Origin of the sequence: Pseudomonas sp. AP19, assembly GCF_001728855.1 — a bacterium.
GTDB lineage: Bacteria > Pseudomonadota > Gammaproteobacteria > Pseudomonadales > Pseudomonadaceae > Aquipseudomonas > Aquipseudomonas fluorescens.
Window position 1 is genome coordinate 81411 of the sequence record NZ_LXJP01000012.1, and the last position, 25174, is coordinate 106584.

Annotated in this window: 20 protein-coding genes and 4 tRNA genes; 10 read left to right on the plus strand and 14 right to left on the minus strand. The window is 59.4% G+C overall.

The genetic code is table 11. The annotated features are described in order from the left end of the window. The first annotated feature begins 65 nt into the window (after nt 1-65). Complete coding sequence (locus A7D21_RS11550; protein WP_053256946.1) at nt 66-1196, plus strand: carbon-nitrogen hydrolase family protein; 1131 nt, start codon at nt 66-68, stop codon at nt 1194-1196. A 4-nt stretch (nt 1197-1200) separates the two neighbouring features. Further along, nucleotides 1201-2235: an AraC family transcriptional regulator gene (locus A7D21_RS11555; protein ID WP_069551747.1), complete on the plus strand. Its 1035-nt coding sequence runs from the start codon at nt 1201-1203 to the stop codon at nt 2233-2235. A gap of 387 nt (nt 2236-2622) precedes the next feature. Here the strand turns inward: A7D21_RS11555 and A7D21_RS11560 are convergent, their stop codons facing one another. After that, on the minus strand, nt 2623-3429 hold the full coding sequence (locus A7D21_RS11560; RefSeq protein ID WP_069551748.1) for a DUF2242 domain-containing protein: 807 nt from the start codon (nt 3427-3429) through the stop codon (nt 2623-2625). A gap of 89 nt (nt 3430-3518) precedes the next feature. Beyond that, nucleotides 3519-4418: a LysR family transcriptional regulator gene (locus tag A7D21_RS11565; protein ID WP_069551749.1), complete on the minus strand. Its 900-nt coding sequence runs from the start codon at nt 4416-4418 to the stop codon at nt 3519-3521. Nucleotides 4419-4538: 120 nt separating this feature from the next. Here A7D21_RS11565 and A7D21_RS11570 point away from each other — a divergent pair, with 120 nt between their 5' ends. Further along, a complete protein-coding gene (locus A7D21_RS11570; RefSeq protein WP_053256950.1) occupies nt 4539-5714 on the plus strand; it encodes an MFS transporter in 1176 nt (391 codons plus the stop codon). Between the two features lie 48 nt (nt 5715-5762). Here the strand turns inward: A7D21_RS11570 and A7D21_RS11575 are convergent, their stop codons facing one another. From A7D21_RS11575 to tig, 6 genes are all read right to left on the minus strand, one after another. Further along, a complete protein-coding gene (locus A7D21_RS11575) occupies nt 5763-7637 on the minus strand; it encodes a SurA N-terminal domain-containing protein (RefSeq protein ID WP_069551750.1) in 1875 nt (624 codons plus the stop codon). Nucleotides 7638-7868: 231 nt separating this feature from the next. Further along, nucleotides 7869-8141 (minus strand): HU family DNA-binding protein, encoded by a 273-nt coding sequence (locus tag A7D21_RS11580; protein WP_003174819.1) that lies wholly within the window; start codon nt 8139-8141, stop codon nt 7869-7871. Between the two features lie 148 nt (nt 8142-8289). Beyond that, nucleotides 8290-10686 (minus strand): endopeptidase La, encoded by a 2397-nt coding sequence (gene lon / locus A7D21_RS11585; RefSeq protein WP_053256952.1) that lies wholly within the window; start codon nt 10684-10686, stop codon nt 8290-8292. 190 nt (nt 10687-10876) lie between these two features. Next, nucleotides 10877-12160 (minus strand): ATP-dependent Clp protease ATP-binding subunit ClpX, encoded by a 1284-nt coding sequence (clpX, locus tag A7D21_RS11590; RefSeq protein WP_017136464.1) that lies wholly within the window; start codon nt 12158-12160, stop codon nt 10877-10879. Nucleotides 12161-12272: 112 nt separating this feature from the next. Next, nucleotides 12273-12908 carry an ATP-dependent Clp endopeptidase proteolytic subunit ClpP gene (gene clpP / locus A7D21_RS11595; RefSeq protein WP_003238276.1) on the minus strand — a complete coding sequence of 212 codons (636 nt, stop codon included), beginning with the start codon at nt 12906-12908 and terminating at the stop codon, nt 12273-12275. 91 nt (nt 12909-12999) lie between these two features. Next, nucleotides 13000-14310, minus strand: coding sequence for a trigger factor (gene tig, locus A7D21_RS11600; RefSeq protein ID WP_017136463.1), 1311 nt, complete (start codon nt 14308-14310; stop codon nt 13000-13002). Between the two features lie 246 nt (nt 14311-14556). On the opposite strand from tig, the gene A7D21_RS35255 reads away from it, so the two are divergent. Then, nucleotides 14557-14874 (plus strand): hypothetical protein, encoded by a 318-nt coding sequence (locus tag A7D21_RS35255; RefSeq protein ID WP_139372134.1) that lies wholly within the window; start codon nt 14557-14559, stop codon nt 14872-14874. 3 nt (nt 14875-14877) lie between these two features. Here the strand turns inward: A7D21_RS35255 and A7D21_RS11605 are convergent. From A7D21_RS11605 to A7D21_RS11620, 4 genes are all read right to left on the minus strand, one after another. Then, nucleotides 14878-14953 (minus strand) — tRNA-His (locus A7D21_RS11605). A 77-nt stretch (nt 14954-15030) separates the two neighbouring features. Next, nucleotides 15031-15115 (minus strand) — tRNA-Leu (locus A7D21_RS11610). Nucleotides 15116-15171: 56 nt separating this feature from the next. Next, a tRNA-His gene (locus A7D21_RS11615) sits at nt 15172-15247 on the minus strand. Nucleotides 15248-15279: 32 nt separating this feature from the next. Continuing rightward, nucleotides 15280-15356 (minus strand) — tRNA-Arg (locus tag A7D21_RS11620). 275 nt (nt 15357-15631) lie between these two features. Here A7D21_RS11620 and folD point away from each other — a divergent pair. Further along, complete coding sequence (gene folD / locus A7D21_RS11625; RefSeq protein ID WP_053256953.1) at nt 15632-16486, plus strand: bifunctional methylenetetrahydrofolate dehydrogenase/methenyltetrahydrofolate cyclohydrolase FolD; 855 nt, start codon at nt 15632-15634, stop codon at nt 16484-16486. Nucleotides 16487-16693: 207 nt separating this feature from the next. Next, nucleotides 16694-17617 (plus strand): D-alanyl-D-alanine endopeptidase, encoded by a 924-nt coding sequence (pbpG, locus tag A7D21_RS11630; protein WP_053256954.1) that lies wholly within the window; start codon nt 16694-16696, stop codon nt 17615-17617. Between the two features lie 81 nt (nt 17618-17698). Here the strand turns inward: pbpG and A7D21_RS11635 are convergent, their stop codons facing one another. Then, nucleotides 17699-18361, minus strand: coding sequence for a peptidase C39 family protein (locus A7D21_RS11635; protein WP_069551751.1), 663 nt, complete (start codon nt 18359-18361; stop codon nt 17699-17701). Nucleotides 18362-18558: 197 nt separating this feature from the next. Between A7D21_RS11635 and A7D21_RS35775 the strand changes: the two genes are divergently transcribed. Continuing rightward, nucleotides 18559-18720: a hypothetical protein gene (locus A7D21_RS35775; RefSeq protein WP_171902608.1), complete on the plus strand. Its 162-nt coding sequence runs from the start codon at nt 18559-18561 to the stop codon at nt 18718-18720. On the opposite strand, the gene A7D21_RS11640 is transcribed toward A7D21_RS35775, so the two are convergent. Continuing rightward, nucleotides 18717-19136 (minus strand): hypothetical protein, encoded by a 420-nt coding sequence (locus tag A7D21_RS11640; protein WP_053256956.1) that lies wholly within the window; start codon nt 19134-19136, stop codon nt 18717-18719. The two genes, A7D21_RS35775 and A7D21_RS11640, sit on opposite strands and share 4 nt — an antisense overlap. A gap of 216 nt (nt 19137-19352) precedes the next feature. Here A7D21_RS11640 and A7D21_RS11645 point away from each other — a divergent pair, with 216 nt between their 5' ends. From A7D21_RS11645 to A7D21_RS11655, 3 genes are read left to right on the plus strand one after another with little or no spacing between them, the layout of a single operon-like run. After that, nucleotides 19353-22574, plus strand: coding sequence for an efflux RND transporter permease subunit (locus A7D21_RS11645; RefSeq protein ID WP_069551752.1), 3222 nt, complete (start codon nt 19353-19355; stop codon nt 22572-22574). Then, nucleotides 22564-23730, plus strand: a complete 1167-nt coding sequence (locus A7D21_RS11650; RefSeq protein WP_069551753.1) for an efflux RND transporter periplasmic adaptor subunit — start codon at nt 22564-22566, stop codon at nt 23728-23730. The genes A7D21_RS11645 and A7D21_RS11650 overlap by 11 nt, the downstream gene beginning before the upstream one ends. After that, complete coding sequence (locus A7D21_RS11655) at nt 23714-25132, plus strand: efflux transporter outer membrane subunit (protein WP_069551754.1); 1419 nt, start codon at nt 23714-23716, stop codon at nt 25130-25132. Before A7D21_RS11650 ends, A7D21_RS11655 begins: the two co-directional genes overlap by 17 nt. The last annotated feature ends 42 nt before the right edge of the window (nt 25133-25174 follow it).

Sequence of the window (25174 nt, forward strand, 5' to 3'; positions counted from 1 at the left end):
CAAGCCGCTGCCTGGGCCCTACCCTAGTCGGCGAACCCTGCACCCGGTCTGTTGTCTGTTGCCCCATGCGTAAACTTCTAGCGTTCACCGTCACCATGGCCCTGGTTGCCGCCGTCGCCGCGTATCTGGTCTGGACCCAGGAGCGCCCTGTGGCGCATTACCTGTCGGACCTGCGCATCACCCTGGCCATCAACGAAGGCCAACCCGCCGATCGTGGCAACTTACTGGGTATCCAGCCGGAGCTGTTTCCCGCTGATTATCAAAGCCTGGAACGCCTGCACCTGAAGCTCGCGGCTTACCTGCAAAACGCGCGGGACCAAGGCTTGATCAACGACAAGACGATTGTCGTGCTGCCGGAACACATCGGCACCTGGCTGATGCTCAGCGGCGAGAAGAACGAGCTGTACCAGGCGGTTCACCTGAAAGATGCAATGAATTGGCTGTCGGCCAGCAACCCGTTGCAATTCGCCCGCGCGTGGATCAGCGCCACGGGCGATAACCGCATGGACGACGCTTACCTGCGCATGAAAGCACCGGCCATGGCCCGCGACTATCAGGCGCTGTTTGGCGGCCTGGCCAAAGAATTCGGGGTCACGCTGGTGGCCGGCTCTATCGCCCTGCCCAACCCGAGTGTCAGTCAGGGGCAACTGCAGGTCGGGCATGGCGCGTTATATAACGCCAGCCTGGTGTTTGGTGCGGACGGTTTGCCGGTCGGCCAGCCACAGCGCCAGTTCTACCCGATCTACGACGAGCGCGGCTTTATCGAGCCGGGTGATGAGAACATCGTCAGCGTGGTCGACACCCCGGCCGGGCGCCTGGGCATCCTGATAGGCAGCGACAGCTGGTACCCGGACAACTACCGCAAACTCAACGAGCAAGGCGCGCAATTGGTCGCAGTGCCCGCCTTTGTGACCGGCCGCGACACCTGGGACCGTCCATGGCGCGGTTTCAAAAGCGTTTCCACGCCGCAGGAAATCAGCCTCAAACCCGAAGAACTCAGCGAAGGCGAAGCCTGGCGCCGCCTCACCCTGATCAGCCAACAGCCGATCAGCCAGGCAAACGCCGGGATGAGCGTATTCCTGCGCGGGCAATTCTGGGACCTGGGCACCGCCGGGCACAGCTTCCTCAGCAGCAACGGGCACGTCGTCACAGGCAATGACGCCCGTGGCGCGCGCCTGCTGAATATCTGGTTGTAGCGCGGTGAAGCCGGTGCGCCTGGGCGATCTTTCGGTGGGCTTCGTGCACACCCTAGCGGACGCCATTCAAAGCCACTGCCTGGACCCGCAACCACTGCTGCTGCAATACGGCCTGGACCCGGCGCGCCTCGCCGAAGCCGGTGCGCGCCTGTCGATTCCGCGCTACATGCGCCTGGGCCATGCCGCCATCCAACTGACCGGCGACCCCGGCCTGGGGCTGCGCATGGGCCAACTGAGTCGTCTGAGCCAGGCCGGGCTGGCCGGAGTGACTGCCGCACAGGCACCGAATGTGCGAGAAGCGGCGCGAACATTGACGCGTTTTGAAGCGCTGTACGGCTCCAACTACCGCGGCCAATCAAGCTTTCACGAAGACCCCGAGGGCGCCTGGCTGCGTTTCTATTCCATCAGCCCTTACAACGCCTACAACCGCTTTGTGGTGGATTCGATCATCGCCGGCTGGCTGCAGCAATTGTCGAGCGTGGCACAGCAACCGGTGCAGGCACAGCGCATCGAGATCGAGTTTGAAGCCCCGGCGTACAGCGAACAGTACGGTGTACTCGGTGACAGCCCGATCCACTTCGGCGCCGAGGCCAATCAATTGCGCCTCAACCAGCAGACCCTGGCCCTGCGTAACCCGCAGCACTGCCCCAGTACCTGGCACCTGTTGTTGACGTTATGTGAACACGAGTTGGAGCAGTTGACCCGCACGCGCAGCCTGCGCGAGCGCATCACCCGGTTGCTCGGGCCGATGCTCAATGGCGGCCGGGAGCCCGACCTGGAAGAAGTGGCGGCACGCCTGAAGCTGCCTACCTGGACGCTGCGCCGCAAACTGGCCGAAGAAGGCACTCAGTTTCGCGCGATTCTCAACGACACCCGCCGCGACTTGGCCATGACCTACATTCGCGATACGGAGCTGGCGTTCGGCGAGATCGCCTACTTGCTCGGTTTTGCCTCAGCCCAGGCCTTTCAACGGGCGTTCCGGCGGTGGAACAACCAGACCCCAGGGGAATTTCGCCGCAGTCAGCGGCATTCCGCCTGAAGTCGGTCTTACAGCTCGGTTGCGTCATCGACCGGATCCAGCGGATCCAATTCAAACGCGTGGTACTCAAGCAGTTCTTCTTGGTATTCGTCCATGGTGGACTCCTTGTTGGTTTAAAGCGGCTGCCAATAAATGACCTGCACAGCCAGCCTAAAGTGCCGTGATGACGAAAAAATGTCGACGCCGTGACGTTCCTGCACTTCAAGATAAAACGTAGCAGCGCTGAGCGGATTTAGCACTCAGGGCTGTGAGACGAACGCGCGCGCCTCATCGCACTGGCGGTGTTGAGCCGCTGGCGTGTGGGTAATCTCGGTCGCAAAGGTGCCCGTGGCAGCTTGAGCCGCTACGGGGGGAAGGTCGAAAAACCCCACCCCGTAGCGCTCAACGTTACTGCGAAGGGGTTGGCAGGGGCGGAATCGCCTCTGTGGGCGCCGGCAGGTTTGGATTGGTCGGCGCAGGGGCAGGCTCAGCGGCAGGCGTTGCGGCAGGCTCTGCTTTGGGCGCAATCGGTGCCGCCTCCGGTGGCGTGGCAACCGGCTCCGAAGCGGCAGGCGTTGCCGGTGTTTCCGTTGGCGCCTCAACCTTTTCAGCAACCGGCGCCGCTTTCGGCTCCGGCACGCCCAGCTCCGCCTTTGGCGTCTCTGGAATATGCGCAGCCTTCTTCACTTCTTGCGGCAGGAATACATCCACGAGCGAGAAGTAACGCTCATAGAACTTCGGCGCCGAAACCGTCTCGCTCGCCACCTTCACCATCGAGTCATCGGTGGACCCAATCGGCATCGACACCGAGCCCAACACACCCACACCGAGGCTAGCGGAGTTGTTGACCTTTTTCAGCGCGTAGCGATCCTGCAAGGCGTTGGCAAACATCGCCGAGTGGTTATTGCCTTTGCCATCATCGGCGCAGACCACGTTGAAACTGATCTGCAGGTGGGTTTCGCCGGTCTGCTGGAAACTCTTGTTACCCACGACCAGCTTTGGATCGCTGCTGGTGATGATGTAGCCCTGGCTCAACAGCGCGCGCCGCGCAGCCTCGCAGGCTGCCGCGTCGCTGACCGGGTAATCACGGGAGAACGTGCCGGAGTCGTCGAAATTCTCATGTTCGTAAATGGCGGTCTTGGGTGACGAGCAGCCCGCGGCGCCCGCCAGCACCAGCGCCAGCCCGAGGCTACGCAAGTGAAATGATGTCGACATCGAAAATCCTGAGGAAAACAGTCAGGGCGGTATTGTGCAACAGAACGGGGTCCCGGCGCGCGCATTCCTGTCGGTAAAACGTCACAGCCTTACAGGACGGGGCCTGCAGGAAAAAGCCCGGCACACATATGGTCGATAAACACGCGCAATTTGGCCGAAGCGTGGCGACTTGATGGCCATAACATCCAGAAGCTGCCGCGATGTTCCAGGTAGTCGTCCAGCACCCGCTGCAAGCGCCCCTGCTGCACCGCCTCGTTGACCATGAAGTCCGGCAGGCAAGCGACGCCGAGGCCTTCGAGCACCACATGGTTGAGGGACTCGATGGTGGTAGTGATCAGCGGTGCGCGCAAAACAGGCTCCACCGCGCCTGGCACCGCTCGCAAGGGCCAGGGCTCAAGCTTGCCGGTAGCGCAGAACTTGTGACGCAGACAAGCGTGGCCGGCCAGGTCCGGTGGTTGTTGCGGGGTACCGTATTGCGCGAAATACGCCGGGGTGCCGACCAGTACCAAGCGGTAATGCCCAAGATGCCGCGCCATCAAACGCGAATCCTCCGGCTTGCCGGTGCGAATCACCGCATCGAACCCTTCCTCAATCACGTCCACCATGCGGTCGGAAAAATCCACCTCCAGCTCAATGTCCGGATAGCTGCGCATGAAGTCACTGAGCACCGGCAGCAACAGGCCGCGCACTTGTGGCAGGCTGATACGCAGCTTGCCCCGGGGCGTGGCGCTGGCCGCCGTCAATTCCTGCTCCGCCGCCTCGACCTCGGCCAGAATCCGTCGCGAACGCTCAAGGAACAATGCCCCTTCGCTGGTCAAGGTGATGCTGCGCGTGCTGCGATGAAACAAGCGCACGCCCAAGCGTTCTTCGGTGCGGGCAATGCTTTTGCCCACGGCAGAAGAAGACACCCCCAACACGCGGCCAGCGGCCGTAAAGCTACGCATCTCCGCAACCTGCACGAACACCGAAAGGCTGCCCAGACTGTCCATCGCCCTACCCCAGTAGATTACGGACATCAGCGTCCGATAAGTTCGGAACCTTAGCCTGTTTTTCCGCCCTTAACAGCCCTCTACCCTGATGCCTTGCCCTTAATGCATGGATAGAGCGCGATGAACCACAGCCCCTCACTTACCGATGCAGCACCTGCCACCCAACGCGACACGCTCCCCCTCGGCGGCCTACTGGCGTTGGCCTCGGCCGGCTTCATTACCATCCTCACCGAAGCCATGCCGGCCGGGCTGTTGCCGCAGATGAGCGAGGGGTTGAGTGTTTCGCCTGCACTGGTCGGCCAGTTGGTCACCCTGTACGCCCTAGGATCACTGCTCGCCGCTATCCCGCTTACACTGCTGACTCGCAGCTGGCGTCGGCGCCCGCTGTTACTGCTGGCCATCGGCGGCTTTGCCTTGGTCAACAGCGTCACCGCGCTTTCCAGCCACTACGGATTGACCCTCGCCGCGCGCTTCTGTGCCGGCGTATTTGCCGGGCTGCTGTGGGCGCTGCTGGCAGGGTATGCCAGCCGCATGGTGGCGCCACACCTGCAAGGTCGGGCGATTGCCGTGGCCATGCTGGGAGCTCCGCTGGCCTTGTCCCTCGGTGTACCGGCGGGCACACTCCTGGGAACGGCCATCGGCTGGCGCCTGAGCTTTGCGATCATGTCGGGCCTGACGCTAGTGCTGCTGGTATGGGCGCGCTGGCAGCTCCCGGACTTCGCCGGCGAACCGGCCGAAAAGCGCCTGGCTCTGCGCCAAGTACTGGCGTTGCCAGGCATACGCCCCGTGCTGTGGGTGACCTTTACCTACGTGCTGGCGCACAACATTCTCTACACCTATATCGCCCCGCTGCTGGTGCCTGCCGGGATGACTGCCGACATCGACCGGGTATTGCTGGTATTCGGCCTGGCAGCGCTGCTGAGTATTTGGTTAGCCGGCGTGCTGATCGATCGGTGGTTGGCCGCACTGCTGGTGGTCAGCTGTGGGCTGTTTGGCTTGATCGCCGGGATGCTGGCGTTCTGGATCAGTTCGCCCGCGGTTATCTATAGCGCGGTGGCTTTATGGGGCCTGGCGTTTGGCGGTTTGCCGGCGTTGCTGCAAACGGCATTGGCCAAGGCGGCGGGAGCGTCGGCGGATGCCGCGCAGTCGATGCTGGTCACCGTGTGGAACCTGGGTATAGCGGGCGGCGGGTTGGCGGGCGGGTTGCTCTTGCAAAGCTGGGGCGTCACAGCCTTTGCATGGGCGGTCGTGCTACTGATGTCGCTGGCCTTGATCGGCACACGACAGCGCCCATAAAAAAGCCCCCGGTCCTTTCAGACCGAGGGCTTTTGAGTCAAAGCACCATCAGAACTTCTTGATGTCAGCCTTGGTTTCCAACTGCTTGCGGTACGCAGCAAAGTCTTGCTGGCCAATACGGGAAGCGAGGAAGCGGCGGTATTGCGCCTTTTCTTCGTCCGTAGGCGCCGCCGCTTCGTTGACACCATTCAAGCGTACGATCACCAGGCTACCGTCAGCCAGGGTAACCGTGGTGAAGGTCGGCTTGTCCTTGCTCGCAGGCTTGGGCATGCGGAACAGGGCTTGCAACACAGCAGGGTCAATCGCTTCCTGGCTACGGGTAGCCGCTTCAGTGACTTTCCATGCCTGACCATCAATCGCCTGGTTCAGTGGGGTCTTGCCATCACGCAGGCTGGCGATCAACTCGTCGGCATGGGCTTTGGCCGCTGCACTGGCGCGCTCTTTGGTCATCTGTGTGCGGATCGCCGCAGAGACGCTTTCCAGAGGCAGTTGTGCAGGTTTCAAGTGCTCTTTGGCACGCAGCACGATGATGGTTTCCGGGTCCAGCTCGATGGCGCCGCTGTTGGCACCCTCATCCAACACTTCCGGGCTGAACGCAGCAGTCACCACGGCACGGTTGGCCGCAACACCTTCACCACCTTCACGGCCAAACGGCGCGGAGGTGTGCACGGTCAGCTTCAGATCCGACGCCGGCTGCGCCAGGTCGGACGCTTCGAATGCCGCATCTTCCAATTGCTTGGAAGCGTCGACGAAGCGCTGTTCAACCTGTTGCGTCTTGAGCTCGCGAGTCAGCTTGTCTTTCAGGCTGGCGAACGATGGCACTTGCGGTGCTTCGACGCCCAGCAGCTTGATCAAGTGCCAACCGAATGTGCTGCGCACGGGTGCCGACACCTGGTCCTTGTTCAAGGCATACAGGGCCGTTTCGAAGTCAGGATCGTAGACGCCAGGGCCGGCAAAACCGAGGTCGCCGCCATTGCTGGCCGAACCTGGATCCTGGGAGAACTCCTTGGCCAGGGCTTCGAACTTCTCACCCTTGGCCAGGCGTGCCTGGATTTCTTCGATCTTCGCCTTGGCTTGAGCGTCGGTGGTCTTGTCGTTGACTTCAATCAGAATGTGCGCGGCACGACGCTGTTCAGCGAGGTTGGCGATTTCTTTCTGATAGGCAGCCTGCAGCTCTTCATCCTTCACGGTGACCTGGTCGAAGAAGGAAGACTTCTTCAATTCCAGATAGTCGATGACCACCCGGTCCGGGGTCATGAATTCTTTGGCGTGCTGGTCGTAGTGAGCCTTGACCTCGTCGTCGGTGAGTTTCACCGCCGCAGGGTCGGCCTTGACGTTCACGGTCGCGAAATCACGGGTCTGCTTTTCCAGACGGGCGAATGCAAGCACTTCAGCATCGGTGACGAAACCGCTGCCGGCAATACCTGCGCGAACCTGGCCGATCAGCATTTCCTGGCTCAACATCTGACGGAATTGCATGCGGCTGTAGCCCAGCTGACGGATCACCTGGTCAAAACGCTCAGCGCTGAACTTGCCGTCCACCTGGAATTCCGGCGTCTGCAGGATCACCTGATCCAGAGCAGCTTCAGAGAAGCCGAACTTGGAATCAGCCGCGCCTTGCAGCAACAGCTTGCGATCAATCAGCCCTTTGAGGGCCGCTTCGCGCAGCAGTTTTTCGTCCAGCAGAGACGCATCAAAATCCTTGCCCAGCTGTTGCATCAGCTGGCGACGTTGCATGTCGACGGCCTGGCTCAGTTCGGTTTGGGTGATCTCTTCACCGTTGACCTTGGCCACGTCCTGCTTGTTGTTGGTCGAAGCCTGGAAAATGGCCTCGATACCGGTGAACGCCATCAATGCGACGATGATCCCGATAATGGTTTTGGCAATCCAGCCTTGTGAATTGTCCCTGATATTCTGCAGCATGCGTCCCCCAGAAACGGTTGATCTTCAAAAATTAGGCAACCGTGGAGCGTGGGTAGAGTCCGGATAGAAGAAAGGCGCATCCGAGGATGCGCCTTCTCGTAACTGGCGGAGCGGACGGGGGTTTGAACCCACACCCCCGGCGTGGCGACCCGATGGATACTTGGGTCAGCTGCCGCTCCGCTGCCAGGCCAGACCTGCGTCTGACCCGGGTAGGTAAGGCTTGAGCGAAACTTAGTTAACAGCTTCTTTCAGGGCTTTACCGGCTTTGAAACCTGGTTTCTTGGCGGCAGCGATTTGCAGTGCTTTGCCAGTCTGTGGGTTACGGCCAGTGCGAGCTGGGCGATCAGTCACAGAGAAAGTACCGAAGCCTACCAGTACCACGGAGTCGCCGGCCTTCAGAGCGCCAGTGACGGATTCGATTACTGCGTCCAGCGCACGGCCAGCAGCAGCTTTCGGGATATCAGCGGATGCGGCGATAGCATCAATCAGTTCCGACTTGTTCACTCTAAGTCCCCTTATATATCTATTGAGTATGGTTCTAAGTTTTTTGGTGAAAGCAAAAACCAGTGCTGAATGGCCTACAGACACTTAAGAGCCGCTTTATAACAAGGGCTCTAAAAAGCTGTCAAGGAAGCCCCCAGGCTTAACGGCATTAATGCGTACTAATTCTTTCCTTGGAATCAGACTCGCGTTTTTCATCCTTCGCGACAATCTCCGGAGCCACATCTGGCAAGGGCTCCGGCGCGTATTGCAGCGCAATTTGCAGGACCTCGTCAATCCATTTAACCGGTTTAATCTGAAGATCCTGCTTGATGTTGTCAGGAATTTCCTTCAAGTCGCGAACATTCTCTTCAGGAATGATCACAGTCTTGATACCGCCCCGGTGTGCAGCGAGCAATTTCTCTTTCAGACCACCGATGGCCAATACCTGACCACGCAGGGTAATTTCGCCGGTCATGGCAACATCGGCGCGTACAGGTATGCCGGTCAATGCCGACACCAATGCCGTACACATCCCTACACCGGCGCTAGGGCCGTCCTTCGGGGTCGCCCCTTCCGGCATGTGGATGTGAGTGTCGTGCTTCTCGTGGAAGTCCAGGGGGATCCCCAGGCTCTTCGCGCGGCTGCGCACCACGGTCTGTGCAGCCGTGATGGATTCGACCATCACATCACCCAGCGAACCGGTCTTGATCAATTGGCCTTTGCCCGGGATTACCGCAGCTTCGATGGTCAGCAATTCGCCGCCCACCTGGGTCCACGCCAAGCCTGTCACCTGGCCGACCTGGTCCTGCTGCTCAGCCAGGCCGTAACGGAATTTTTTCACGCCCAGGAAGTGTTCCAGAGAGTCGGCGTCTACCTTCACAGAGAAGCGTTTTTCCAGCGCATGCTCTTTGACCGCCTTGCGGCAGATCTTCGCAATTTGACGCTCAAGGCCCCGTACACCGGCCTCGCGGGTGTAGTAACGAACGATGTCGCGGATCGCCTCGACCGCAAATTCGATCTCGCCTTTTTTCAGGCCGTTGGCCGAAATCTGCTTGGGCGCGAGGTATTTGACGGCGATATTGATCTTCTCGTCTTCGGTGTAACCCGGCAGACGAATCACTTCCATCCGGTCCAGCAACGCCGGCGGAATATTCATGGAGTTGGAGGTGCACAGGAACATTACGTCGGACAGGTCGTAGTCGACTTCCAGGTAATGGTCGTTGAAATTGTGGTTCTGCTCCGGGTCGAGCACTTCGAGCAACGCCGACGCCGGATCGCCACGCATATCGCTGCCCATTTTGTCGATTTCATCGAGCAGGAACAGCGGGTTGCGCACGCCAACTTTTGTCATCTTTTGAATCAATCTTCCTGGCATCGAACCGATGTAAGTACGGCGATGACCACGAATTTCCGCCTCGTCACGCACACCACCGAGGGCCATGCGCACGAACTTGCGGTTGGTGGCGCTGGCAATCGACTCCGCCAAGGAGGTTTTACCCACACCCGGAGGACCGACCAGGCACAACACCGGGCCACGAATTTTCTTCACGCGCTTTTGCACGGCGAGGTATTCGAGGATGCGCTCTTTGACTTCTTCGAGGCCGTAGTGGTCGGCGTCGAGGATATCCTCGGCACGCGCCAGGTCCAGGCGCACTTTGGTCTGGGCCTTCCACGGCACTTGCACCAGCCAGTCGATATAGGAACGAACCACAGTGGCTTCGGCCGACATCGGCGACATTTGCTTGAGCTTGTTCAACTCAGCGGTGGCTTTGGTCAGGGCGTCTTTCGGCAGGCCGGCGGCATCGATGCGCTTCTTCAGCTCTTCGATTTCGTTGTGGCCTTCCTCGCTGTCGCCGAGTTCTTTCTGAATGGCCTTCATCTGCTCATTCAGGTAGTACTCGCGCTGGCTGCGCTCCATTTGTTTCTTCACGCGACCGCGGATGCGTTTTTCAACCTGCAGCAGGTCGATTTCGCCATCCAGCAGCGCCAGCACGTGCTCAACACGAGCCGACAGGTCGATGATTTCGAGGATGTCCTGCTTCTGTTCGATCTTGAGCGCCATGTGCGCGGCCATGGTATCGACCAGGCGGCTTGGCTCATCAATGCTGTTGAGGGAAGACAGGACTTCAGCCGGGACTTTTTTGCCCAACTGCACATACTGCTCGAACTGCGAGAGCAGGCTGCGCACAAACACTTCGGATTCGCGCTCAGGGGCTTCGACTTCGTCGATCAGCGCCACTTCGGCGCGCAGGTGGCCGTCCACCTCCATGAAGCGCTCGACCGCACCACGCTGCTCACCTTCCACCAGCACCTTGACGGTGCCATCAGGCAACTTGAGCAATTGCAATACGGTGGCAATGGTACCGACGCGATACAGGGCGTCTTCGCCTGGATCATCATCAGCAGGATTCTTTTGGGCCAACAGCAAAATCTGCTTGTCGCCCGTCATCGCGGCCTCGAGGGCTTCGATAGACTTCTCGCGCCCCACGAACAGCGGGATAACCATGTGCGGATAGACGACGACATCACGCAACGGCAGGAGAGGCAATTCGATGGTTGTCTTCATGATTTCGCCTCTATGACAGTTGAAAAATTAGCTTGAAACCAAGATGGGGGCTGCATGCAAAAAAAACAAGCTCAATGCTGGCAGTTAAACGCATGAATAAACGCGAATTAAAAAACAACGCTGCAAAATCGCCCGAAAATAAATAAGGGGCCCCGAAAGGCCCCTTGCTTGTACTGCGACAGCTAAACGCTTACGCGTCGGGTGCAGCCTTGGCAGCCGGCTCACTGTTTTCGTAGATATACAGTGGCTTGGACTTGCCTTCGATAACGCTTTCGTCGATCACCACTTTACTCACCTCAGACTGCGAGGGGATTTCGTACATGGTGTCGAGCAACACGCCTTCGAGGATCGAGCGCAAACCACGTGCACCGGTCTTGCGCTCCAGTGCCCGCTTGGCCACTGATTTGAGTGCATCGGTACGGAACTCGAGGTCTACACCTTCCATTTCGAACAACTTGGCATATTGCTTGGTCAGGGCGTTTTTCGGCTCGGTGAGGATCTGAATCAAAGCAGCCTCATCCAGCTCGTCCAGCGTGGCCAGGACAGGCAAGCGGCCAACGAATTCCGGGATCAGACCGAACTTGACCAGATCGTCAGGCTCGACTTCACGCAGGGACTCGCCCACTTTCTTGCCTTCTTCCTTGCTGCGCACTTCCGCACCAAAACCGATACCGCCACGTGTGGAACGCTGCTGAATAACCTTCTCCAGACCGGAGAAAGCACCGCCACAAATGAACAGGATGTTACGCGTATCAACCTGAAGGAATTCCTGCTGCGGGTGCTTGCGGCCGCCTTGAGGCGGTACGGAAGCTACCGTGCCTTCAATCAGTTTCAACAGCGCTTGCTGCACGCCTTCACCGGAAACGTCACGGGTGATCGACGGGTTGTCGGACTTGCGCGAAATCTTGTCGATTTCGTCGATATAGACAATACCCATCTGGGCCTTCTCTACGTCGTAGTCGCACTTCTGCAGCAATTTCTGAATGATGTTCTCGACATCTTCACCCACGTAGCCAGCCTCGGTGAGGGTGGTGGCGTCGGCGATGGTGAACGGAACGTTCAGCAGGCGCGCGAGGGTTTCCGCCAGCAAGGTTTTACCCGAGCCAGTAGGACCGATCAGCAAGATGTTGCTCTTGCCGAGTTCGACCTCGTCGCCTTTTTTGTCACGCTGATTCAAGCGCTTGTAGTGGTTGTACACCGCTACGGCCAGAACCTTCTTTGCACGCTCTTGACCAATCACATATTGGTCAAGGATGCCGCTGATTTCTTTAGGCGAAGGCAATTTATGCGCGCTGCTTTCGGCCTGGGCTTCCTGCACCTCCTCGCGGATGATGTCATTGCACAGGTCGACGCACTCGTCGCAGATAAACACCGAGGGGCCGGCAATCAATTTGCGTACTTCATGCTGGCTTTTGCCGCAGAAGGAGCAATAGAGCAGCTTGCCGTTGTCCTCACCGTTGCGGGTGTCAGTCATTCGTTCGATCCAAATCCGATAGGCTTGCAACACAAGATGAAGGCTTATGCGGGCTTTTTCAAGCCCGCCGGTAGTCGGACACGCCGACCAGCCCTATTTTGAGCTGCTTATATTAAGCGGGGCGCTTTTCGATCACCGCGTCGATCAACCCATACGCACGCGCAGCTTCCGCGCTCATAAAGTTGTCGCGATTGGTGTCACGCTCGATTTCTTCCAGGGTGTGCCCGCTGTGCTTGGCCATCAATGTATTGAGGCGCTCACGAATAAACAGGATTTCCTTGGCGTGAATTTCGATATCCGACGCCTGGCCCTGGAAGCCGCCCAGTGGCTGGTGAATCATCACGCGCGAGTTAGGCAGGCAGAAACGCTTGCCCTCGGCACCTGCGGTCAGCAGGAAAGCGCCCATGCTGCAGGCCTGGCCGATGCAAGTGGTCGACACGTTTGGCTTGATGAACTGCATGGTGTCGTAGATCGACATACCCGCCGTCACCGAGCCACCCGGGGAGTTAATGTAAAGATGGATGTCCTTGTCCGGGTTTTCCGCTTCAAGGAACAGCAGTTGCGCACAGATCAGGTTAGCCATGTAGTCCTCTACAGGGCCGACCAGAAAAATCACTCGTTCCTTGAGCAGGCGCGAGTAGATGTCATAGGCGCGTTCGCCACGAGCAGATTGCTCGACAACCATCGGGACCAGGCCGCCAGCGGCCTGGATATCAGAGTTCTGCTGAATATAGGAATTACGGAACATGCTCTGCAGTTACTCCCAAATAGTCATGTCTTGAAAACGCATAAGCCAGCGCGAGGCTGGCTTATGGTTGTATTTCGAACGAGTTGGACAATCAGTCGGCTTGTGCTGCTTCCGCCGGTTTGACTGCTTCTTCGTAAGAGACCGCTTTATCGGTCACCTTAGCCTTCTGCAGAACAGTATCCACAACTTGTTCTTCCAGCACAACCGAACGTACTTCGTTCAGCTGCTGGTCGTTCTTGTAGTACCAAGCTACAACCTGCTCAGGCTCCTGGTAGGCCGAGGCCATTTCCTGGATCATTTCGCGAACACGATCTTCGTCAGGCTTGAGGTCGAATTGCTTGACCACTTCTGCGACGACCAGACCCAGCACAACGCGGCGCTTGGCTTGCTCTTCGAACAGCTCGGCCGGCAGTTGGTCAGGCTTGATGTTGCCACCAAACTGCTGAACCGCTTGAACGCGCAGGCGATCCACTTCGTTGGACAGCAGAGCCTTAGGCACTTCGATCGGGTTGGCAGCCAGCAGGCCGTCCATTACCTGGTTCTTGACCTTGGACTTGATGGCCTGACGCAGCTCGCGCTCCATGTTCTTGCGAACTTCGGTGCGGAAGCCGTCGATACCGGTTTCCTTGATACCGAACTGAGCGAAGAACTCTTCGTTCAGCTCTGGCAGCTTAGGCTCGGATACGCTGTTGACCGTCACGGTGAACTCGGCGGCTTTGCCGGCCAGGTCCAGGTTCTGGTAGTCAGCTGGGAAGGTCAGGTTCAGAACGCGCTCTTCGCCGGCTTTTGCGCCAACCAGGCCGTCTTCGAAACCAGGGATCATGCGGTTGGAACCCAGCACCAACTGAGTGCCCTTGGCGGAGCCGCCAGCGAATGCTTCGCCGTCAACCTTGCCAACGAAATCGATGTTCAGTTGATCTTCGTTCTGGGCAGCGCGATCGGCCACTTCAAAACGAGTGTTCTGCTTGCGCAGGATTTCCAGCATGTTGTCCAGGTCGGCATCAGCCACGTCGGCGCTCAGGCGCTCAACAGCGATGTCTTCGAAACCGGCAACGGTGAACTCCGGGAACACTTCGAATACGGCAACGTATTCCAGGTCTTTACCTGCTTCCAGGGACTTAGGCTCGATCGAAGGCGAGCCAGCCGGGTTCAGCTTGTGCTCAACAACAGCTTCGTAAAAAGAAGCCTGGATCACGTCACCCACAGCTTCCTGACGCGCATCGGCGCCAAAACGACGCTTGATTTCGCTCATTGGCACTTTGCCTGGACGGAAACCAGCGATTTTGGCCTTTTGGGCAGTCTGCTGCAGACGCTTGTTGACCGCAGTCTCAATACGCTCTGCCGGCACGGTGATGCTCAGGCGGCGCTCGATAGCAGTAGTATTTTCAACAGAAACTTGCATGGATATTCCTCGTTGCACAGACGTTAGCCGGCCGTTTCCGACCCCAGAATCAAGGGCATGCATTCTAGTGGGTCAAACTCAAGAAGTCACCCTACTGAAAACGGGTAGAAAAACAGCAGGCCATTTATAGGTTCAAGTGCACGCATGCACCTCATTCCGTTAGCAAATACAGCTCAACACGCCAGGGCTCTGCATCAACCCTTCTATATATAGAAGCGCCGAAACGCACTCCCCTGGCGACCGACCTTGCAAACAAGACCGGAGGGCACGGCGGCGGCATCGAGAAACACAAATACGACGAAACGCCCCGCCCTGAAACTCAAAACACTTAAACAAAAACGGCACAGCCCTTTTTCAGGTACTGCGCCGTTATCGCTATTAAATAGCTGTACCGACCCTGATATAGCCCTGGATCAGTTCTACACGCTCAAAACCGGCAACGATTCTAACGCCAAGGCATTGAGAATGCTTGCTTTTTCTTGGCGTCAAGCTGACTTGCACGGCCAACGGGAAATTTCTGACGCAAAAAAAAGCGCCAGATCACTGATCTGGCGCTTTTTCTGAATATGGGGTGGACGAAGGGGATCGAACCCTCGACAACGGGAGTCACAATCCCGTGCTCTACCAACTGAGCTACGCCCACCATATTGCATTAACAAAGAACTCACACATCTTCTTTGTCGAGCCTTACCGTGCCTGACGGCCCGGCAACGCTTTAATTGGTGCGGATGAAGAGACTCGAACTCTTACGCCTCGCGGCGCTGGAACCTAAATCCAGTGTGTCTACCAATTCCACCACATCCGCGCTTGAAGCTCTTAAAGCAAAGGCGCCAGATGATTAATCTGGCGCCTTTCTAAATATGGGGTGGACGAAGGGGATCGAACCCTCGACAACGGGAGTCACAATCCCGTGCTCTACCAACTGAGCTACGCCCACCATATAGCGCTACTTGTGCCAAAGCTGCCTAATGGCGCACCCGGCAGGACTCGAACCTGCGACCATCCGCTTAGAAGGCGGATGCTCTATCCAGCTGAGCTACGGGCGCCTTATTAATCTGTACTCTTGGAGGATTACAAACTAAGTGCTTCCAGCCTTACAGAACAGCAATTCTGCTCGACCTTCTTAAGCAGTGCTAGGCTGTGCCCGACAAGTGCGACGAATAGTATAGAGGGCCTTGAAACCCGTCAAATCTTTTTTGAAAAAAATTCATTTTATTTAAGGGGTTAGGCCAATTTGCAGACCAAGCGCCTTTGCCCTCACGTCCTGGCGTGCGAGAATACGCGCACTTTTCTTCCCCCTCTCGATGGTTAATCACGCGTAATGACTGCACAACTTATCGACGGCAAATCAATCGCCGCCAGCCTGCGCCAGCAGATCGCCAAACGCGTCACCGAGCGTAGCCAGCAAGGCCTGCGCACGCCTGGCCTCGCGGTGATCCTGGTCGGCAGCGATCCTGCCTCTCAGGTTTATGTCTCGCACAAGCGTAAAGACTGTGAAGAAGTCGGCTTTATTTCCAAAGCCTACGACTTGCCGGAGGACACCACCCAGCAGGCCCTTACCGACCTGATCGACAGCCTCAATGAAAACCCGAGCATCGACGGCATCCTGCTTCAACTGCCGCTGCCCGAGCATCTGGACGCTTCCCAATTGCTGGAACGCATTCGCCCGGACAAGGACGTCGACGGCTTCCACCCTTATAACGTCGGCCGTCTGGCCCAGCGTATCCCGCTGCTGCGCCCCTGCACGCCGAAAGGCATCATGACGCTGCTGGAAAGCACCGGTGTCGATCTGTACGGCCTCGATGCCGTGGTGGTCGGTGCTTCCAACATCGTCGGTCGCCCGATGGCCATGGAACTGCTGCTGGCTGGCTGCACCGTGACCGTCACCCACCGCTTCACCAAGGACCTCGCCGGCCATGTCGGCCGTGCCGATCTGGTGGTGGTTGCCGCCGGCAAGCCGGGCCTGGTCAAGGGTGAGTGGATCAAGGAAGGCGCCATCGTCATCGACGTAGGCATCAACCGCCAGGAAGACGGCAAGCTGGTAGGCGATGTGGTGTACGAAACCGCCCTGCCCCGCGCTGGCTGGATCACACCGGTACCCGGCGGTGTCGGCCCGATGACCCGTGCATGCCTGTTGGAAAATACGCTGTATGCGGCAGAAACGCTGCACAGCTAATAACCCGTCGTACTGAAAAAGCCCTGCCTTATAGCAGGGCTTTTTAATGCGCGGATAAAACCCGTTTTTTGTTAGTTTTTAAGCACTTTCGTCTGGTTCTCGAAGAACATTCGACAGTTTCTGATCCATACTCCTAAAATGTAACGGCATTTGTCATAAAACCCGTTTCCAAACGGTATTTCCTTACTTTTTAGCGAGTTCATCCGCGTGAAAATTCGTCTCTCTATTGTCAGCCTATTTTTCGCATTTACAGGCACCTTCGCGCACGCAGCCGAAACCACTCTGGCTCCGCGTGATACCTCCAAACTGCAAATCGCTTCCGGCAGCGCCATGCTGGTCGACCTGCAAACCAACAAAGTCATCTATTCCAGCAACCCCGATGTGGTGGTGCCGATCGCTTCCGTGAGCAAGCTGATGACCGGCCTGATCGTGCTGGAAGCCAAGCAAAACATGGATGAATACATCGACATCAACATCAAGGACACGCCGGAAATGAAAGGCGTGTTCTCCCGAGTGAAAATCGGTAGCGAAATGCCCCGCAAGGAAATGCTGCTGATCGCCCTGATGTCCTCCGAAAACCGCGCTGCCGCGAGCCTGGCGCACCACTACCCTGGCGGCTACCCGGCCTTCATCGCCGCCATGAACGCCAAAGCCAAGGCGCTGGGCATGACCAGCACACACTACGTCGAGCCTACCGGCCTGTCGATTCACAACGTGTCCACCGCCCGTGACCTGAGCAAGCTGTTGGCCGCCGCACGCAAATACCCGCTGCTCAGCCAACTGAGCACGACCAAAGAAAAGACCGTGTCGTTCCGTAAACCCAACTACACCTTGGGTTTCTCCAACACCGACCACCTGATCAACCGTGCCAAATGGGATATCAAACTGACCAAGACCGGTTTCACCAACCAGGCCGGCCACTGCCTGGTCCTGGTCACCAGCATGGGTAACCGCCCGGTGTCGCTGGTCATTCTTGATGCCTTCGGCAAGTTCACCCACTTCGCCGATGCCACGCGTATCCGCAATTGGGTTGAGACCGGCAAAAGTGGTTCGGTGCCGGACGTCGCGTTGCGCTACAAGGCCGACAAGAACCTGAAGAATCGCCCGAACGCGGCTGAAGTACGTCGCTGAGCAACGCCGTTCGAAGATGGAAGGCTGGCTTGCCGGTATCGCGGGCAAGCCAGCCTCCCGTATTGTTGAACCCTGGGTAGGTTATTTCCTTTCTGCCAGCACCTTGAGTGCCTGCGCCGCTGACTGCTCCTGGCCGGCTTGTGCGGTCGCGTTAGCCGCCTCCCGCCAGCGCTGCGCATCTACATTTGCCGGCAACTGGCTCGGACGCTGGGTCAGGATGCCCCAGTGACCGGCACTCTTCCACGCCGACTCAAAATCGCTGAAGCTCATCAACAAACGTCGTTCCTTGCCCGAGCGCAGCAGCACGGTGCTCTTCTGCTGATTGAACCCCACCACCACGACGTACCGCGCGCCGGACCAGAAGCTTGAGTCGATCCGCGCCATCACCGGATACCCCGCGGCCACCTGTTCCAGTACCGCCGTGAGCCGGCTATCCAGCGGGTACACCATCAGCCCGTATTCACGCGCAAGGACCTGCATGTTGCGCTCAAGATCAGCTTCAGCGCCGGGCAGGTGCAGCGGTTTATCCAGCAAGCCGGGTGTCATCACAATGCCTTGTTGCGACAGCATGCTGGCTAAAGCCGATGGACCACTCAGGTAAGCCTCACTGCGAAAGGCCGGCACCCCGGTGAGTTCGACACGCTCCGGCAAGCCCGCCAGTTTCGAGGGGTGACCGGAACAGGCGGCAAGCCCGAGGGCGCATGCCAGCAGCAAAGAAGTTTTAATGTTCGAACGTAACCGCAATTTTTGACTCGCTTGATCAACGGCCGGTGAGGGCCCTGATCATAGCCCAATCGCGTTTAGGTAACAGAGAGGAGGCGCGGATATAGCAAACAAGTTGGATGGACTCGACCATTGGTCAATAGCACGCAACCGCCAGGTAGCTAGACTGTCCATTGAGAAGACTGTGTGTGCCCCCAGCGGGGCGAAAGGAGGCCAGAATGAGCCTTGCAACGACGATTTTCCTGTTGATCTGCGGTTGGCTGGCGGTCGCCAGCGCCATGTTGTGGGGCGTGATGCGCGTGACCCGCCGGCATCATCACCCCCACGTCAGACCTGCTGCACCGGCCAAGCCCCACAAGGCGGCGGCGCACCACGCTTAGCCTGGCATGCAATTGAAGTCTTGAGTCGCCGCGACTTCCTTGCCGTGACCGTCCTTGAGGACGGCACGTACGGTGGTGCCCAGGCTCGATTCCGCCAACGTGTAGTGTTCCCCCGCCTTGAAGTGCTTGTACTCGACCCGGCCCTGGCAGTCTTGCTGGTTGTCGTCGCCCGCCTCTTCTTCAAATAACGTCACGTCCAGACGGTGGTCGCCCGGGGTCACTTCAAAGTAGCGGCCGTCATCCACGCGCTTGCCGTCGACGCGCTCGGCCATCAGGTCGTTCGGGGCCTCTTCTGTCAATCCTATCCACGCTTCGCTCGGGTCAGCCTTGGGCAGCGGGCCGGCACACGCCGACAACAACAGAACAGCGCCGAGGGCGGGAATCAACAACAGGGGTTTGAGTGCTTTAAATGTCATGGCAGGGCTCCAAAAAAGAACGTTGTCCGGATCTGAAAGGTGTCGAGTCCGATGGGGGACAAGCTTGGAGACCCACCCTTTGTAGAACAAATGAATACATATGAAACGATCTTCAGCGCTTAACTAAATGTTCCTTCACCTGGCTGAAAGGTGCGTGTTAGGTGGGTCGGGCAAGACTGCCGGGGTTTGCAATCCTGCTCCTTCGGAGGTTCACGCATGCTCGGGCTGGTAAAGACCGCACTGCAAAAGCCGTACACGTTCATCGTGTTGGCCATATTCATCTGCATCATCGGGCCGATGGCGGCCCTGCGAACCCCTACGGATGTGTTCCCCGATATCGGCATACCCGTCGTCGCCGTCGTCTGGCAGTACAACGGCCTGTCACCGGACGCCATGGCCGGTCGGGTGATCTACACCTACGAACGTTCACTGAGCACCACCGTTAACGACATCGAACACATCGAATCGCAATCGCTGCCCGGCATGGGCATCGTGAAAATCTTCTTCCAACCCGGCGTGGACATCCGCACCGCCAACGCCCAAGTGACGGCGGTTTCACAAACCGTGCTCAAGCAGATGCCACCGGGCATCACGCCGCCGTTGATCCTTAACTACAGCGCCTCCACGGTGCCGATCCTGCAAATGGCGTTCTCCAGCCCCAGCCTCTCGGAAGCCAAGATCCGCGACCTGGTGCAGAACAATATCCGGCTGCCGTTGAGTGCCCTGCCCGGCCTGGCCATGCCGACGCCAATGGGCGGCAAGCAACGCCAGATCACCCTCGACCTTGACCCGCAGGCGCTGGCCGCCAAAGGTTTGTCGGCGCAGGACGTAGGCAATGCCCTGGCACTGCAAAACCAGATCATCCCGGTGGGCACCGCCAAGCTCGGCCCCAACGAATACACGATCCTGCTCAACAACAGCCCCAAGGCGATTGACGAGCTGAACGACCTGCCGATCAAGACCGTCGACGGCGCCATCATCACCATTGGCCAAGTGGCCCACGTGCGTGACGGCTCGCCGCCGCAGACCAACATCGTGCGCGTCGACGGTCACCGCGCAGTACTCATGCCGGCCTTGAAAAACGGCAGCATCTCGACCCTGTCGATCATCGATGGCATCCGCCAGATGCTGCCGCGTATCAACGAAACCCTGCCGCCGTCGCTGAAGACTTCGCTGTTGGGTGACGCCTCGGTGTTCGTCAAGCAGTCGGTAGGCAGCGTGGCCCAGGAAGGCATCATCGCCGCACTGCTGACCAGTGCGATGATCCTGCTGTTTCTCGGCAGCTGGCGCTCGACACTGATCATCGCCGCGTCGATTCCCCTGGCGGTGCTGTCCGCCATCGCACTGCTGGCCGTCAGCGGGCAAACCCTCAACGTGATGACCCTCGGCGGGCTGGCGTTGGCGGTGGGGATTTTGGTGGACGACGCCACGGTGACCATCGAAAACATCAACTGGCACCTGGAGCAAGGCAAGGCGGTGAAGACCGCGATCCTCGACGGCGCCGCGCAAATTGTCGGTCCGGCGTTCGTCTCGCTGCTGTGCATCTGCATCGTATTTGTGCCGATGTTCCTGCTGCAAGGCATCGCCGGCTACCTGTTCCGGCCGATGGCCCTCGCGGTGATCTTCGCCATGGCCAGCTCGTTCATCCTTTCGCGCACCCTGGTGCCAACGCTGGCGATGTTCCTGCTCAAGCCACATATGCCGGAACAAGGCGCAGGGCATCACCCGGAAGATCAATTCATCAACCACCACGAGGGTGAGCAGCACAACAAACCTCGCAATCGTGTGCTGCAAGCAGTGCTGAATTTCCAGCAAGGGTTCGAGCGGCACTTCTCGACTATCCGCGATACCTACCACGGTCTGTTGACGCTGGCCCTCGGCGCCCGCAAGCGCTTTATCGTCGGCTTCCTGGCCTGCGTGCTGGCGTCGTTCCTGCTGCTGCCGAGCCTGGGCCAGGACTTCTTCCCGGCCACCGACGCCGGCGCCCTCGCCCTTCACGTACGTTTGCCGCTGGGCACGCGGATTGAAGAAAGCGCCGCCGCCTTCGACCGGATTGAAGCGCGGATTCGCGAAGTAATCCCGGCCGAAGAACTCGACACCATCGTCGACAACATCGGCATTCCGCTCAGCGGCATCGACATGGCCTACAGCAGCAGCGGCACCATCGGCCCGCAGGATGGCGATATTCAAGTCAGCCTGAAAAAGCACCACGCACCGACTGCCGATTACGTAAAAAAACTGCGTGAAGCCTTGCCGGAAAGTTTCCCCGGCAGCCACTTCGCCTTCCTGCCCGCGGATATCAGCAGCCAGATCCTCAACTTCGGTGCACCCGCGCCGCTGGATGTAAAAATCTCCGGGCGCAGCGATGCAGAAAACCGTGCCTACGCCGTGGAGCTTGAGCGGCGCCTGCAACACGTGCCGGGCATCGCCGACCTGCGTATCCAGCAGTCCACCGGCTACCCGTCGCTGCAAGTTAACGTCGACCGCATGCGCGCCAATGGCCTGGGCATCACCGAGCGTGACGTGACCAACAGCATGGTCGCCTCCCTCGCCGGCAGCTCGCAAACCGCGCCGACCTTCTGGCTCAACCCGGCCAACGGCGTGTCGTATTCGATCGTCGCCGCCACCCCGCAATACCGCCTCGACAGCCTGCCGTCGCTGGAAGCCTTGCCGGTGACCGGTGCCAATGGCCAATCACAAATCCTCGGCGGCGTGGCGACCATCTCGCGCGTGCAAAGCCCGGCAGTCGTGACCCACTACAACATCGAACCGACCCTGGACCTGTACGCCAACGTGCAAGGTCGCGACCTCGGTGGCGTGGCCCGCGACGTGCAAAAAGTGCTGGACGACACCGCCTCCATGCGCCCCAAAGGTGCGGTGATCAGCCTGCACGGGCAGATCGATGCCCTGCATGAAGCGTTCAGTGGTTTGAGCTTTGGTTTGCTTGGCGCGGTGGTGCTGATCTACCTGCTGATCGTGGTCAACTTCCAATCGTGGGCCGACCCCTTCGTGATCATCACGGCACTGCCGGCGGCGCTGGCAGGGATTGTGTGGATGCTGTTCCTCAGCGGCACCTCGCTGTCGGTGCCGGCACTCACCGGCGCCATCCTGTGCATGGGCGTGGCCACCGCCAACTCGATCCTGGTGGTGAGCTTTTGTCGTGAACGCCTGGCCGAACATGGCGATGCACTGAAGGCCGCCCTGGAAGCCGGTTACACGCGCTTTAGGCCGGTGTGCATGACCGCGCTGGCGATGATCATCGGCATGCTGCCGCTGGCAATTTCCGAGGAGCAGAACGCCCCGCTTGGCCGTGCCGTTATCGGTGGCTTGATCTTCGCCACCGTCGCCACTTTGTTGTTTGTTCCCGTGGTCTTCAGCCTGGTCCACGGTCGTCACCCTACTCGCGCAGTTGCTGGAGAAACTTCACATGTCGTCTGATCACAACCCCTCGCGCAAGCGTCTGATGCTCATGGGTGTCGGCGGCCTGACACTGGCCGCCCTGTTGGTCGCCAACGGCCTGCACGCCCGCACGATGCACGAACAATCGGTCACCGCCTGGACCGAAACCGCCGCCATCCCGCAAGTGATGGTGTTCCAACCGAAACAGAACGTGGCCGGCGACACCTTGCGCCTGCCCGCGCACCTTGAGGCCTGGAGCAAGGCGCCGATTCACGCGCGGGTCAGCGGCTACTTGAAAGACTGGAAAGCCGACATCGGTACCCAGGTCAAAGCCGGGCAAGTCCTCGCCGAAATCGACAGCCCGGACCTTGACCAGCAACTGGCGCAAACCCACGCCCGCCTGGTGCAGGAACAGGCCAACGCGCGCCTGGCCGAAACCACCGCCACGCGCTGGCAAAACCTGTTGGCCAGCCATTCGGTGTCGCGTCAGGAGGCCGATGAAAAAACCTCCAACGCCGCCGCGGCCAAAGCCAACGCCGAGGCGGCGGCGGCCGACTATGCGCGGCTGTCCGCCCTGGAAAGCTACAAGACCATCCGCGCACCGTTCGCCGGCACCATCACCGCGCGCAACACCGACATTGGCCAGTTGATCAAGGCCGACACCGACAGCGATCCCGAGCTGTTCAACATCGCCGACACCCAACAGTTGCGCCTCTACGTGCCGGTGCCGCAGAACTACGCGGCGGTCATCCACCCCGGCCTCGAAGCCGAGTTGACCGTGCCCGAGCACCCCGGCGAGCACTTCAAGGCGCGCCTGATCGGCGACTCCACCGCCATCGACCGCCGCTCCGGCACCTTGCTCGCCCAGTTCGTGGCCGACAACCCCAACGGCGAATTGCTGCCTGGCGATTACGCTGAAGCCACCCTGCCGATTCCAGCGGACACCCATGGCGTGAGCATCCCGGCCAGTGCCCTGATCTTCCGCGCCCAAGGCACCCAGGTCGCCGTGCTGGATGCGCACAACCATGTGCACTTGCAAGACATCCACATCGGCCTCGACCTCGGCGAGCGTCTGGTGATCGACCAAGGCCTGAAGCCCGCCGACCGTGTCGTCGATAACCCGCCGGACGCCCTGCGCGAAGGCGACCCCGTGCAACTCGCCGACGCCGGAGGTGCGCATGCGCCCAAGGCTTAACCCCCTCGCGGCGTTGGTGCTGCTGGCCTTGCAGGGTTGCTCGCTGGCGCCCACGTATACGGTGCCGTCGGTCGACCTGCCGGCCGGCTACCGCGAACAGACCAGTGATGGCCCGTGGCACAGTGCGCAACCGTCCGATCAACTGGCGCCCGAATGGTGGAAGCTCTACAACGATTCGCGCCTCAATGACCTGCAACAACAACTGCTCAAGGCCAACCCGGACCTCGCGGCGGCACTGGCGCACTTCGATGCGTCCCAGGCCTATGCCAGCCAGTTACATGCCGGGTTGTTCCCGCAGATTAGCGCCAGCGCACAGCCGTTACGCCAGCGTCAATCCGATTCGCGGCCGCTGCGAGGTGATACCCAGCCGTCGGTCTACAACAGCAATACGGCGGGCTTTTCGTTGAGCTATGACTTGGACCTGTGGGGCAAAATCCGCAACCAGGTCGCGGCAGGCGATGCCCAGGCGCAAGCCTCCGGGGATGACCTGGCGGTGGCGCGCCTGAGCCTGCAGCATCAATTGGCGACGCTGTATGTGCAGCTTAATGGGCTGGATGCGCAGCGCCGGATTCTGAATAGCTCGCTGGATGATTTCAGCCAGGCATTGCAACTGACGCGCAGTCGTTATGAGGGCCAGATTGCCTCGGAGCTGGACCTGACCCGCGCGCAAAATCAACTGGCCGAAGCCAAGGCGCAACTGGACGAAGTGCGTGGCCAGCGCAACCTGACCGAGCATGCGATTGGCGAACTGGTGGGTGTCGCAGCCAGCGACTTCAGGTTGCCGGCGAGTCAACAATTGATCGCGTTGCCGGGGATTCCCTCTCAACTGCCGAGCCACCTGCTGCAACGTCGTCCGGACATCGCCGCAGCGGAACGCCGGGTGTTCGCAGCCAACGCGAATATCGGCGTGGCGAAAGCGGCGTGGTACCCGGATTTCAGTTTGACCGGGTTGATCGGCGGCCAGACACAAGGGATCGGTAATTTGCTGTCCGCCGGTAATCGCTATTGGGCGCTGGGGCCGCTGGTTAATTTGCCGATCTTTGACGGTGGACGCTTGAGTGCCAACGAGCGACAGGCCAAGGCCGAGTTTGAAGAGGCTGCGGCGCAGTACCGCAGTCATGTACTGAAAGCCGTGCGTGAGGTGGAAGACAACCTCGCGCAACTGCGCGACTTGCAGCAGGAGGCCCAGGATGAGCAAGCAGCGGCAGATGCCGCGCAGCACACACAGTCATTGGCGATGAACAGCTATCAGGCGGGAGCCGTCAGCTACCTGGACGTGGTAACCGCGCAGACGGCGGCGTTGCAGGCGCAACGCACATTGCAGGCGGTGCAGACGCGGCAATTGCAGGCAAGTGTGGGATTAGTCACCGCGCTCGGCGGCGGCTGGCAACCCGGCGCCTGATAAATGGGGAGGGACTTGCTCCCTCCCACATCAATACTGCGG

Bases quoted from the DNA above. Each gene is read 5' to 3' on its own strand.
- A7D21_RS11655 (WP_069551754.1), top strand. From the start codon at position 23,714: ATGCGCCCAAGGCTTAACCCCCTCGCGGCGTTGGTGCTGCTGGCCTTG.
- clpP (WP_003238276.1), bottom strand. From the start codon at position 12,908: ATGTTCCGTAATTCCTATATTCAGCAGAACTCTGATATCCAGGCCGCT.
- folD (WP_053256953.1), top strand. From the start codon at position 15,632: ATGACTGCACAACTTATCGACGGCAAATCAATCGCCGCCAGCCTGCGC.
- A7D21_RS11550 (WP_053256946.1), top strand. From the start codon at position 66: ATGCGTAAACTTCTAGCGTTCACCGTCACCATGGCCCTGGTTGCCGCC.
- A7D21_RS11575 (WP_069551750.1), bottom strand. From the start codon at position 7,637: ATGCTGCAGAATATCAGGGACAATTCACAAGGCTGGATTGCCAAAACC.
- A7D21_RS11640 (WP_053256956.1), bottom strand. From the start codon at position 19,136: ATGACATTTAAAGCACTCAAACCCCTGTTGTTGATTCCCGCCCTCGGC.
- lon (WP_053256952.1), bottom strand. From the start codon at position 10,686: ATGAAGACAACCATCGAATTGCCTCTCCTGCCGTTGCGTGATGTCGTC.
- A7D21_RS11565 (WP_069551749.1), bottom strand. From the start codon at position 4,418: ATGGACAGTCTGGGCAGCCTTTCGGTGTTCGTGCAGGTTGCGGAGATG.
- A7D21_RS11650 (WP_069551753.1), top strand. From the start codon at position 22,564: ATGTCGTCTGATCACAACCCCTCGCGCAAGCGTCTGATGCTCATGGGT.
- A7D21_RS11560 (WP_069551748.1), bottom strand. From the start codon at position 3,429: ATGTCGACATCATTTCACTTGCGTAGCCTCGGGCTGGCGCTGGTGCTG.
- tig (WP_017136463.1), bottom strand. From the start codon at position 14,310: ATGCAAGTTTCTGTTGAAAATACTACTGCTATCGAGCGCCGCCTGAGC.
- A7D21_RS11570 (WP_053256950.1), top strand. From the start codon at position 4,539: ATGAACCACAGCCCCTCACTTACCGATGCAGCACCTGCCACCCAACGC.
- A7D21_RS11645 (WP_069551752.1), top strand. From the start codon at position 19,353: ATGCTCGGGCTGGTAAAGACCGCACTGCAAAAGCCGTACACGTTCATC.
- clpX (WP_017136464.1), bottom strand. From the start codon at position 12,160: ATGACTGACACCCGCAACGGTGAGGACAACGGCAAGCTGCTCTATTGC.
- A7D21_RS35775 (WP_171902608.1), top strand. From the start codon at position 18,559: ATGAGCCTTGCAACGACGATTTTCCTGTTGATCTGCGGTTGGCTGGCG.